The sequence below is a fragment of the Prevotella sp. P5-64 genome (assembly GCF_002251285.1).
GTDB lineage: Bacteria > Bacteroidota > Bacteroidia > Bacteroidales > Bacteroidaceae > Prevotella.
This window is the reverse complement of sequence record NZ_NPJK01000033.1, coordinates 1-10,464: the sequence shown is the minus strand read 5'-3', so window position 1 is coordinate 10,464 and position 10,464 is coordinate 1. Positions and strand designations below refer to the sequence as shown.

10 protein-coding genes and 1 other RNA gene are annotated in these 10,464 nt (G+C 49.5%); 5 read left to right on the top strand and 6 right to left on the bottom strand.

Annotated elements, in window-relative coordinates; all coding sequences use genetic code 11:
- The 4 genes from CIK87_RS06170 to CIK87_RS06155 form a co-directional block, all read right to left on the bottom strand.
- Positions 1–1,272 (bottom strand): oligosaccharide flippase family protein (locus CIK87_RS06170; RefSeq protein ID WP_094386355.1); only part of this gene is annotated, 1,272 nt, incomplete at its 3' end.
- 15 nt (positions 1,273–1,287) lie between these two features.
- The gene (locus CIK87_RS06165; protein WP_094386353.1) at positions 1,288–2,346 is read right to left on the bottom strand and encodes a chain-length determining protein; all 1,059 of its coding nucleotides are present in this window, start codon (positions 2,344–2,346) and stop codon (positions 1,288–1,290) included.
- Between the two features lie 12 nt (positions 2,347–2,358).
- Positions 2,359–4,866 carry an SLBB domain-containing protein gene (locus tag CIK87_RS06160; RefSeq protein WP_094386351.1) on the bottom strand — a complete coding sequence of 836 codons (2,508 nt, stop codon included), beginning with the start codon at positions 4,864–4,866 and terminating at the stop codon, positions 2,359–2,361.
- 7 nt (positions 4,867–4,873) lie between these two features.
- The gene (locus CIK87_RS06155) at positions 4,874–5,494 is read right to left on the bottom strand and encodes a sugar transferase (protein WP_094386349.1); all 621 of its coding nucleotides are present in this window, start codon (positions 5,492–5,494) and stop codon (positions 4,874–4,876) included.
- 145 nt (positions 5,495–5,639) lie between these two features.
- Between CIK87_RS06155 and CIK87_RS14345 the strand changes: the two genes are divergently transcribed.
- The 5 genes from CIK87_RS14345 (at position 5,640) to CIK87_RS13965 (ending at position 9,402) form a co-directional block, all read left to right on the top strand.
- Complete coding sequence (locus CIK87_RS14345) at positions 5,640–5,807, top strand: hypothetical protein (protein WP_158216213.1); 168 nt, start codon at positions 5,640–5,642, stop codon at positions 5,805–5,807.
- A 182-nt stretch (positions 5,808–5,989) separates the two neighbouring features.
- Positions 5,990–6,390, top strand: a transfer-messenger RNA (tmRNA) gene (ssrA, locus tag CIK87_RS06150).
- Between the two features lie 154 nt (positions 6,391–6,544).
- Positions 6,545–7,672 carry a hypothetical protein gene (locus tag CIK87_RS06145; protein WP_144008133.1) on the top strand — a complete coding sequence of 376 codons (1,128 nt, stop codon included), beginning with the start codon at positions 6,545–6,547 and terminating at the stop codon, positions 7,670–7,672.
- Positions 7,669–9,024 carry a hypothetical protein gene (locus CIK87_RS06140; protein ID WP_094386345.1) on the top strand — a complete coding sequence of 452 codons (1,356 nt, stop codon included), beginning with the start codon at positions 7,669–7,671 and terminating at the stop codon, positions 9,022–9,024. Before CIK87_RS06145 ends, CIK87_RS06140 begins: the two co-directional genes overlap by 4 nt.
- 33 nt (positions 9,025–9,057) lie before the next feature.
- On the top strand, positions 9,058–9,402 hold the full coding sequence (locus tag CIK87_RS13965) for a hypothetical protein (RefSeq protein ID WP_144008132.1): 345 nt from the start codon (positions 9,058–9,060) through the stop codon (positions 9,400–9,402).
- Here CIK87_RS13965 and CIK87_RS06135 read toward each other — a convergent pair.
- Positions 9,361–9,933, bottom strand: a complete 573-nt coding sequence (locus CIK87_RS06135; RefSeq protein WP_254046516.1) for a transposase — start codon at positions 9,931–9,933, stop codon at positions 9,361–9,363. The genes CIK87_RS13965 and CIK87_RS06135 overlap by 42 nt on opposite strands.
- 60 nt (positions 9,934–9,993) lie before the next feature.
- Positions 9,994–10,464: transposase (locus CIK87_RS06130; RefSeq protein WP_144008131.1), on the bottom strand; the 471-nt coding region annotated here is incomplete at its 5' end.

Here is a 10,464-nt window from a genome sequence, read left to right as displayed (position 1 = left end):
ATATACGAGTGCAGGCACTACCATACAGCTAAATGCCACTCGCGAAATAGACAAGCCAAGTGCCCCTGTTATGGCCATATTATGTATAAGTACTATCGCCAATATTATAGTTCCTATATTCTTGATAGAATTTACACTTAACAGGCTCCAATTTTTAGCTTTTGATATAAGTCCTTGCTCATATACCGAACCGACACAATCAAATATAGTGCTAAGAGATAATGTACATAAAACTACCCTTAGCCCCACAAATGATACTCCATAAAAGCCCTCTATGTATCCACTAAGAAGCATTATTATTAGGCACATTACGCTCGAAGTAGCAAAATTACTTAAAATCATCATTTTAAGAATTTCCTGCTCAGTTGATACATTTGCGGTCGAAGTAAGATAGGACAGGGTTACATTTCGTAATACCGAAGGTATATATAGTATAACAACAGTCCACTGGCAAGCTGCATTGTATAATCCCAGTTGGCCATAGTCTGCGAATTTTATAATTACGAAATTAAAGAACCAAGTAATAACAAAATACAAACTCTCATGGAGTGCTATTGGAAAAGAGAATATTATGATTTCTTTTTGTATTTTCTTTTTTTCCTGTACAGGAATTACTACTTTATTAATTTTTGTAGTAATACTGCGAATAGAGATATAATTAATAATGCTATTAAATAGCTGAGATATAAGCAAGGCATACAAAGCGCCATCAAAGCCATACCAATAAGCTAAAGAAGCACTACTCACAAAAGTAACGATACCACTCCATCCATTATTAATTGCGACTTTCTTAAACTCTTTAAATCCACATAAGATGGCATTTTGAGTAAATGTCAAAGCATTAAACACTATAATAATGGCACACATTCTAATGGCTGTTGCCAAAGGGGCATTTTCTAAAAATACAGCTAACTGTCTGGCAAATGTAAAAATAAGAGCACTTATAACGATGCTTGCTATAAGAGTTATCTTTATCAGAATATGATAAATGAGGAATATACGGTCTGGAAACTTAGCCATACCCTGCGAAATGAATTTTGTCGCAGTATAGCCAATACCAAAAGTAGAAAAAATTCCTATCGTGAGAATTGTATTTCTTATCAGTCCATATTCTCCATAGCTGTCACGCCCCAAGAAACGGGCCACAGCAATTCCTGCCAGCAGCAACAAGCCCTTACCGATAGCATTACCAAACACAGCCCAAAAAGAATCTTTTAAGAGCTGGCCCTTATTATGTCCTATATTCCTTAAAGACTTAATTACCGCCATCATTATGGGAAAAGACTTTTATACTCCCTTGGTGAATAACGTTTTTAATAAATCCCTACAAACAAATAGTATTGTAACCATCCAAGCCGTTATAACCATAAAGAATACAAAAACCATGCGCTTAGGTCCGGCTGGCAATATTGGAACCGACGCTTCTTTTATAGTAGTAAAAGCCGGAGTATTCTCTTGCACCTTAGCTAATGCCTGTTGTAATTGAGTATTTAATGCGCTATATGTATTAAATTTGAGTTGCATATCATTCTCCAAGTCATTCTGCTTAGCCTTATAGCTTTCCAATACGACATCCATGTTGGCATCAGCATAGCCGCCATAAAGCTGGCGCGCCCGCTCATACTGATACTTAGCCTCTGCCGTAAGTTTCTTATAATACTCATAGTCTATACGAGCCTTATTGGTACGATAACGAGTAATCGTACTTTGCAGTTCTTTCATAGCCTTATCAGCTATAGTCGCAGCAATCAAAGGGTCTTGATCTTCCACTGAAATATAGATAACACCTGTTTTAGGATCCAAGCTACAAGTAACAGACTTACGGATAAGCCCAAGAATATTCTCCTGTTCCTCCGTTAGCTGAAATATATTAATGTCTGTACCCACCTTAGCCGCTGTTTTCTTCTTGAATTTTCCAGGCAATTCAAGTAACCATTTAAAAGGTACCCCTAATATATACTGCTTTTGATATTTTAGCAGATAATCATAATAGGTAGTATTAATAGTACCGTCACTGCTTTTAACATGACACTTAGACAGGTTGATTGCGAAATCATTTGTATTCATCAAATCGGGATACAACTCTGGATAAATGGCATCGCCTGTAGACGAGCTACCCAGATTGAACCCAAAAGACGAGGCTATAGATGACAAACTATTCTTCCCCATTATATCCCCCATCTCTGGTGCTAACACCACACTACTATTATAGTAACGAGGCACTGGAAAAATGATAAGGCATGCCACTATAAAAGTAAGAACCGTTACTTTCAAGAATAGTATCTTGCTGCTCTTTACACGTCTGGCCACAGCCAGTATATCTATCTGATTATTTTTAGTATTCATAATGATTCAAAATTACTTCAGCAGATTGGCCAGCGAGGCTATCATGGTGGCCAGCGAGGCTACCGATGAGCCTATGCCCAGCCACTGACCTATGGCGGCCGGATTGCGCCGGGGCTTACTGGGAACTACTATCTCACAACCGGGGCGAACCTTGGCGTTGTGGGCCACACGGCCCACTGTACCGTTCATGTAGACGATGATGGTGCGGCTTTTCTTGGCACGCTGGCCGAAGCCACCGGCCTGGTCTATGTAGTAGTTGAACCGCTTGCCTTTCTCGTAGGCCACGGTGTTGGGGAACATCACGTCGCCGCTAATCTTGACCGTACCGTTGTACTCGGGTATTATGAGCTGGTCGCCCTCGCGCAGTACCAGGTCGGCGTCGCCTCCGGGATGCTTCAAGGCCTCACCCAGTTCGATACCCACGGGATAGGTGTCGGCCAACTGTAGCAGGGCCACGTTGATAGAGTCGCTGTTGGCTCCCTGGGCAGCCAGTATGCGCGTCACGGCCCGCATCTTGGCGCGCTCGGCCTCGCTGGTACGGCGCAACAGGCGCGCGCCCGACACGTAGGCCAAGTCGGTAACACCACCGGCCTTGCGTATCACGTCGCTGATACGCTCGTTCTTGCGGGCTAGCGTGTAAGTGCCGGCAAACATCACCTGCCCCTCTACGTACACGTTCTGCTGAGTGGCAAACCCGGGGCTGCGGCGCACGTAGACCTCATCATAAGGCATGAGACGGAAGCCGGGCTGACCGTCGATGACGAACCCGTCCTTGAGGGCCAGCGTATAGGTCTGCGAGATGATGCTGTCGGTGGTCAGCGCCTTAGGGTCGCGTATGCGGCGAGCCACGTCTACCTTGACCGTAGATGCCTGGTCATTGAGCCCGCCGGCCTGCAGTATCAGGTCTTCGATGGTCTCGTTGGCCGCATACTGATATATACCCGGATAGTGTACCTCGCCATGTATGGTGAGGGTCTGCTGCTCCATCAGGGCCTGCTTGGTGGGCACGAAGAGCACGTCGTTCTTCTGCAAGGGCACATCGGCCACGCGGCCCTGCATGATGCCGTCTATATCTACGGGTATTACCTCCAGGGTACGGTCGGCCTTCATACGGTGCATCACGGCATGGGCCGTAAATGCCTGCTCGGTGCAGCCCTCGGCATGCTCTATGAGCGAGCGAACACTGGTTATGTCGCCGCCCACCTGGTATTTGCCGGGACGGAATACGGCTCCCTTGACCTCGACCATGTTTTCATAGCGGTTCAGGATAGAGTCGACGGTGATAGAGTCGCCATCGGCGATGTGGAAGGAGTTCATGTCAAACTCACCCACGTTGTAGACCGAGTATTCGCGGCCGGTCTTGCGTATCAGACGCACCGAGCGGGTATAGGCGTCGCCGGTAAACGAGCCGGCATATTTGAGCAGGGTGCCCACGCTCTCGCTCTTCTTCATCTCATAGTACATGGGGCGTTTCACCTTGCCGGTGATGTTGACCAGACAGTCGTAGGGCCCCACCACGATGACGTCGTTGTCGGTGAGGTGGATGTTGCTGGCCTTGCCGTTGAGTATGTAGTCATAGACATCGACATGGGCGATGAGGCGGTTGGCACGGAATATCTTGATGTCGCGCAGCGTACCTATGTCGTTGGGGCCGCCCGCCATGTAGAGTGCATTGAACACGGTGGAGAAGGCCGACAGGGTGTAGGTGCCCGGCATGCGCACCTCGCCCATCACGTTGACCATGATGGTCTTGGTCTGTCCCACGGTGAGACGCACCTTCGAGCTCTGGTAGCGGCTGCCCAGTGTCTGGCGCAGTCGGGCATTGGCTTGTGCCACGGTGAGACCGCTTACCTGTACGGGGCCGAAACCTTCGATGGTCACATCGCCGTCGGGCGATACGGTGTATTGGTTGCTCTTCTGCGAGGCACCATAGATGTCTATGATAACGGCGTCGCCCGGACCCAGACGGTAGTCGCTGGGGGTGGCGATGTTCATATTGGGCTCGAAGGTGAGCTTCTTGTTGTTGAAGATGTCGCGGCCGAACACTTTCTTCGTCTTCCGCTCGGCCATCAGTTGCCGGTAGAGGGCAATGGTGTCTGTGGGCAGTATGGCCGACAGTTCGCGCTGAAACTCAGCCGTCTGCTCGTCGTCTTCTATCTCTGTGCGCAGATTGTTTTCCTGCTGTATCAGCGTGCTGGTCTGGCTCTTGGCTTGGGCAGCCTTCTTCTTCTCGCCGTTGGCAGTGCGCATACGGCTGTTTGCCTTTTCCACTGCCTGGTCGGCTACTACGCCCATACCTTTATTCTGTATCTGGCGTTCATACTTGTCTCTCACGCGGCGTATCTGCGTGATGTTCACGCCGCGCTGCATCAGCTTGGTCACTATCTGTGCCTGCGATGTGCCGGCATTGTGCTCTTTTACCACAAACTGCATTATCTGGTCGTCGGTCATTGACGACTGTGCCGATGTGGTGGCCGCAAAGGCCATGAGTGCGATGAGTAATATAACGTATCTTTTCATATTTCTTTTAGAATTTCCTCCCTGTCACGATGCTCAGGGCTGTCTTGATGATAATCTTGGTGTCGAGCCAGAGCGAGCGGTGCTCCAGATAGCTGATGTCCATGTCCAGCCGGCGCAGCATCTTCTCCATCGTGTCGGTGTAACCGTTGTAGAGCGTAGCTTCCGACGTGAGTCCAGGCTGCATCAGGTAAATGAGGTTGTAACGCGCATCCTGCTTCATAATCTTGTCTATGTAGTATTTGCGCTCGGGGCGTGGCCCTACCAGCGACATGTCGCCTCTGAGCACATTCCACAACTGTGGCAGCTCGTCGAGATGATGGCCGCGCAGAAACCGCTCAAGTCTTGTCGATGTCAGCTCGTCGCCTTGGGCAATGAGCTGTGGCCCTTCGTTCTCGGCTTCGCTGCTTAGTGTGCGAAACTTGAATATCACAAAGGGCTTGCCGCCTTTTCCTATGCGCACCTGGCGAAAGAAGATGGGGCCATTCTGTTGTAGTCTTATCGACAGTGCCACTGCCAGCATTACGGGCGAGAGGACCACCATGCCCACCATGGCGAACAGGATGTCGGCTGTCCGCTTGATGCCGAGTTCCATTTTGCCCATTCCGTCTGTAGCCTGTTGTTGAGTCATTTGTTGGTTGTCCTACATTATATAATATAATAACTCGTTTTTTGCCGATTTGTTGCATGATAGCCCAATTATTTTTTGCCATTTTTCATGGCGGTTGCGGTTGCCACCACGTCGTTGTGTATATCTTGTTAAGGTATAGGCGGTTATGAAAAAGGAAATGGAGGCTGCCTGTGCCTCCATTTCCATTGACTTTTTATTTTACTATGACCTTTTTGACGCTACCATCGCTCATGCGGATGATGTGTTGTCTTTCATGGCCAGCATGGGAGTTGTCATTATAGTCGCCTTTATAGATATAAGGAGTGTGCCTTGATGCTTCAAGCCAGACGTTTGTCTGAAGCGTTTGTTTGCGACATCATTTCTCTTATGACAGCCTCTGCCATTACCCTATCGACGAGCGCATAGTAGCGCATTTTGGGCGTGAAAATGGATTTTTTCCGCTTTTTTCTTGTTGGTTTCGCAAATAACCCTTATCTTTGCAACTCATATATCATTGGGGTTGACTGGATTTGACGGCGGCTAAGATGGTATGTAAGCACGCGGAGACTCGTTGGCTATCTCCTTAATCAGAGTCATCGACAAATTAATTGGCGAAAACAATTACGCTCTCGCTGCCTAATCGAAGCATAGTAGATTACTGGCTTTATCCCGCCACCAGGTGACGGGACGAGACATCGCTCAAGGGCTCTTTTTCCGAAACTCCTTGGTCAAGCGGTGCAGTACAGTCGGAAATAGTCTCTCGAAAGCCTCGCATCGGAGATGAAATCTTAGAGGATAAGGCATTGGTTGGTGGTCCGGGTCTTGCCAATGCACGAAAACCGAAGGCCGGAATAAGCGTGTAGAAAGCATATGGTTTTACTGTGCGGACGAGGGTTCGAATCCCTCCAGCTCCACTCCATCAATAGCATTACGTTGGCAGGATTGTGTGCCGGGGTAATGCTTTTTTTATGCTTGGGAGTAAAAAAGTGGGCGACAATGGCCACTCGCAGCGTTTTTTTGCTTATTTTTGCAATGTTATCTTAATCCTTAACATTATAACCTATTACTGCTATGTCTCCAGAAATGCCAAAAGAGGTGAATACCGATGAGAGAGTGACGCCACAGACTGACCCTGTAGCTCAGCCAGACGACGCCCAGAAGACCATAACCATAGACATCGTGCGCCACAAGCGCCTCTGCGAACTCCTTGAGAGCCCGAGGTCGCTGTGGAAGGTGATAGCCTCGCTTTTTGTGATAGTCATCGTGCTGTTTGTAGGTCTGGCCTTTGTGGTGCTGGTGGTCAAGAGTTTCTATCCCTACAATGTCATCAAGACCAATACCTATGGCGCCACCATCATGCAGACCGAAGACAAGGAGGTGATATACTGGCTGTTCAACACGGCAGAACTGTGGGCCAACTCGGGCATCGAGGTCAAGAAGAACGAGCGTATATCCATCCGGGCATCGGGTGCAGCCAATACCGCCATACACTATCTGGTCGACGCAGCCAACGAGGACCGCCAGCCTGGCTTCGGCTGGGTGGGTACTGAGGGCTTTGAGCGCAAGGGAGGCCACAATGACTTCAGAGACAAGTACAAGCTGGCGCCCGACGAGCCTTTCGGCGTGCTGCTGATGCAGGTCATCCCTTATGAGCACAGCAAGAAGGATATAGGCTGGTACAAGAACCCCGACAATGATGTCTATCTCGATGGTCTGGAGCGTGGCAGCCTGCACACCACCATCTCTGTCATCTCCAAGGAGCGTGTCGACTATGTGGTGCCTTGCGATGGCGTGCTCCACTTTGCAGTCAACGATGTGGTGATGACAGATACGGTCATCCGAAACATGTATCTTGCCAGCATGAAGACGCTGAGAGACTCGCTTGCCACCCCCGACGCCTCTCTCGACCGGGTCATCGCGGCGGTAGAGCAGCACGGACTGGACGCCACGATGAAGGAGACCCACACCATAGCCTTGCCGCTCAAGCTCAAGGACGGCACCGTGGCCGATGCCGCTGTCCTCAAGGCCCGGTCGTATGGTATGGGATATTATTACAATGGCAAGGAGGTCGACAAGACCAATTATCCCGTCAACAACGAACTCTATTATTATAAGGAGAAGAAGTTCCGCGACCCCTGGTTTGCCGACAATGTGGGTTCGTTTCTTGTAGTCATCGAACGTAATACGCAGCAAAAATGAATGTCAAATCGCTTATTGAGACCATCACGAGTGCCATCACCACCACGGGCTTGGCGCGATACGTGATTAATGACAGGTCGTTTCTTGCCGAGTTGCTGTCAGACAAGCGCCCCACGCCATCGGGCCCGCAGACCGATGCTGAGGTGTTGGGTATCAAGCCATTCATAGACTACCGCCCCACCGACCGGCTGCCGGTGACCATGCTCGTGGTGCGCATGGTGTGGAAGACGCTCATGCTCCTGCCGTGGCTCTGCTATAGAGGCGCAGCCGTGGCGGCAGCCCTCATGTCTGGGGCGAGGGTGAAGCGGCTCGCCGACTGCCCGTCCAAGGTGAGGTCGGCACGCGTCAACTTTGTCATCTTCTTTGTCTCGCTGGTCTTCGCCATCGTCTTGCTGCTGGTCATCCTCTCGTTCTTCATCCGGGGCGTGCTCTTCTTCGACCCCTCGCAGCGTATCAATGAGCAAGGAGCCATCACCATGGCCCAACCCTGTGGCAGCGAGCGCAATGTGTTTCTCTACAACACCGGGCAGTGCTGGGCCAACACCGGCATACAGGTGGTGCGGGGCGACAGGGTCGAGGTCACGGCGTCGGGTGCCTACTATGGCCGCGTGGCCGACCTCTACCATTGTGCCAAGGACAACTGTGTGCTGCCTTTCGACATGGTGATGCCCGGACTGTCCTATGATGTCGCCGGCAAGGACAAGCAGGACATGCGCTCAGCCCAACTCACGCGGCTGTGCATGTACAAGGGTGAGACCCGGCGGCTGCTGGGCATGGAGTGGACGGCGGTCGAGCCAGTCTTTGGCTCGCTGCTCTACCAGATACGTGCCTCCAACGAACCGCTGCTCTACGACAGCGACCGCGATGCCGACCACCGTCGCATGATACAGGGCAACCACGACCGTGGCCGTGTCTTCAGCTTTGAGGCCCGCCACTCGGGTGACCTCTATGTCTCGGTCAACGACATCTATCTGAACCGCCGCGTGCTGGACATCATGGACTCCTGCCGTAACACGGCTGTGGTCACCTCGCTGCTCGAGCGCTACGGCCCCGCCATGACCAATGGGCAGAAGATAGCCATGCTGCGTGCCGGACTGGGCAGGAAGTATCTGCCCGAGATGTGGTTTGCCGACAATCTGGGCGAGATATTGTTCAATATCACCGTCCACCGCAATGTCATCCGCGAAGCCAATACGGCAGAGTCGTTCTTCGCCCACGTCTACCGCCACATCGACCGCTTCTTCGACCAGCGTCCGGGCGCCATCCTGCTCCAGGTGGCTGTGGCGCTGGCGGTCATAGTCCTGCTGTTGTGGGCCGACAATAGGTTCATGCACCGCAGCCCCCAAGAATAAACAAAAGTAACGACAATAAAAACAATAGTAATCATGCAAGAAAATGAAAAAGACCCTGAGGTGCAGCCTGTAGCAGAGCCAGTGGCAGCCAAGGCTGTAGCACCCGTAGAAGAGAATGCCGGCAATGGTGCAGAGACGACGCTCGAAATTATCGCCAACATCGTATTGGTATGTGGCATCATCGCCTCGATTATCTGCTTATTCAACATTGTCTGGGTACAAAATCCCGAGTACCAATACATCGACGACAAGATATTCAGTCCCAGGGGATTTGTGACCACGGTCATGGTGCTGGCCTCCTCGCTGATTAGCTGGAGCTTTATCCCAAATCGGTCATTAGGATTTCTCTGTGTCGTACGGCAAAGAGAAATCCTTTAATTTTTCCCATATAGATAAGAATGATTGTCGTGTTTTTAGTGATCTAGCCAAATATAGGATGTGCTTGTCTTTTGTTTTTCCCAGATAGGCTGGCGTCGATATCAACTCGTATCGGATAGTCTTCAGAAATTTCTTCTTGTTGGAATTGATCAGCGCATGTCTGAACAACGACATAAAGTTATATGCCATAACAATGAAATTCCCACATGCCTCTGTTGCCCAGAAGTTATTTGTGACAAAGTCATCGATGGAGAAATCATTCTTCAATTCTTTTATCCTATTCTCAGAATCCGCTCTTCCGCGATATGAGTCATATACAATCTTGGCCGGCAGGTCAAGGTCTGTTACAAAGCAGCTGTATCGGTATTTTCCGAAATCCTGCTCATCCTCAAAAAGCTCCAGTTGCTTGATTTGCTTTCCTGCAGCTTTAGGGCGCTTCTCTATTTCTTGCCTGACCATCACAATGCGTCTAGGCTTCTCCCAACCGTTTGCCTGATAGATGGTTTCGGATATTTCCAATCCGTCTGTCAACTCTATCCATTTGCGTTCATGGGTAAGACTGTACTTTATGCGATTATCCCAAATCGGTCATTAGGATTTCTCTGTGTCGTACGGCAAAGAGAAATCCTTTAATTTTTCCCATATAGATAAGAATGATTGTCGTGTTTTTAGTGATCTAGCCAAATATAGGATGTGCTTGTCTTTTGTTTTTCCCAGATAGGCTGGCGTCGATATCAACTCGTATCGGATAGTCTTCAGAAATTTCTTCTTGTTGGAATTGATCAGCGCATGTCTGAACAACGACATAAAGTTATATGCCATAACAATGAAATTCCCACATGCCTCTGTTGCCCAGAAGTTATTTGTGACAAAGTCATCGATGGAGAAATCATTCTTCAATTCTTTTATCCTATTCTCAGAATCCGCTCTTCCGCGATATGAGTCATATACAATCTTGGCCGGCAGGTCAAGGTCTGTTACAAAGCAGCTGTATCGGTATTTTCCGAAATCCTGCTCATCCTCAAAAAGCTCCAGTTGCTTGATTTGCTTTCCTGCAGCTTT

What these genes read in the sequence shown, in the direction of transcription:
- CIK87_RS06165 (WP_094386353.1), bottom strand. Translation starts at nt 2,346, where the DNA reads ATGAATACTAAAAATAATCAGATAGATATACTGGCTGTGGCCAGACGT.
- CIK87_RS06155 (WP_094386349.1), bottom strand. Translation starts at nt 5,494, where the DNA reads ATGACTCAACAACAGGCTACAGACGGAATGGGCAAAATGGAACTCGGC.
- CIK87_RS06140 (WP_094386345.1), top strand. Translation starts at nt 7,669, where the DNA reads ATGAATGTCAAATCGCTTATTGAGACCATCACGAGTGCCATCACCACC.
- CIK87_RS06160 (WP_094386351.1), bottom strand. Translation starts at nt 4,866, where the DNA reads ATGAAAAGATACGTTATATTACTCATCGCACTCATGGCCTTTGCGGCC.
- CIK87_RS06145 (WP_144008133.1), top strand. Translation starts at nt 6,545, where the DNA reads ATGTCTCCAGAAATGCCAAAAGAGGTGAATACCGATGAGAGAGTGACG.
- CIK87_RS13965 (WP_144008132.1), top strand. Translation starts at nt 9,058, where the DNA reads ATGCAAGAAAATGAAAAAGACCCTGAGGTGCAGCCTGTAGCAGAGCCA.
- CIK87_RS14345 (WP_158216213.1), top strand. Translation starts at nt 5,640, where the DNA reads ATGAAAAAGGAAATGGAGGCTGCCTGTGCCTCCATTTCCATTGACTTT.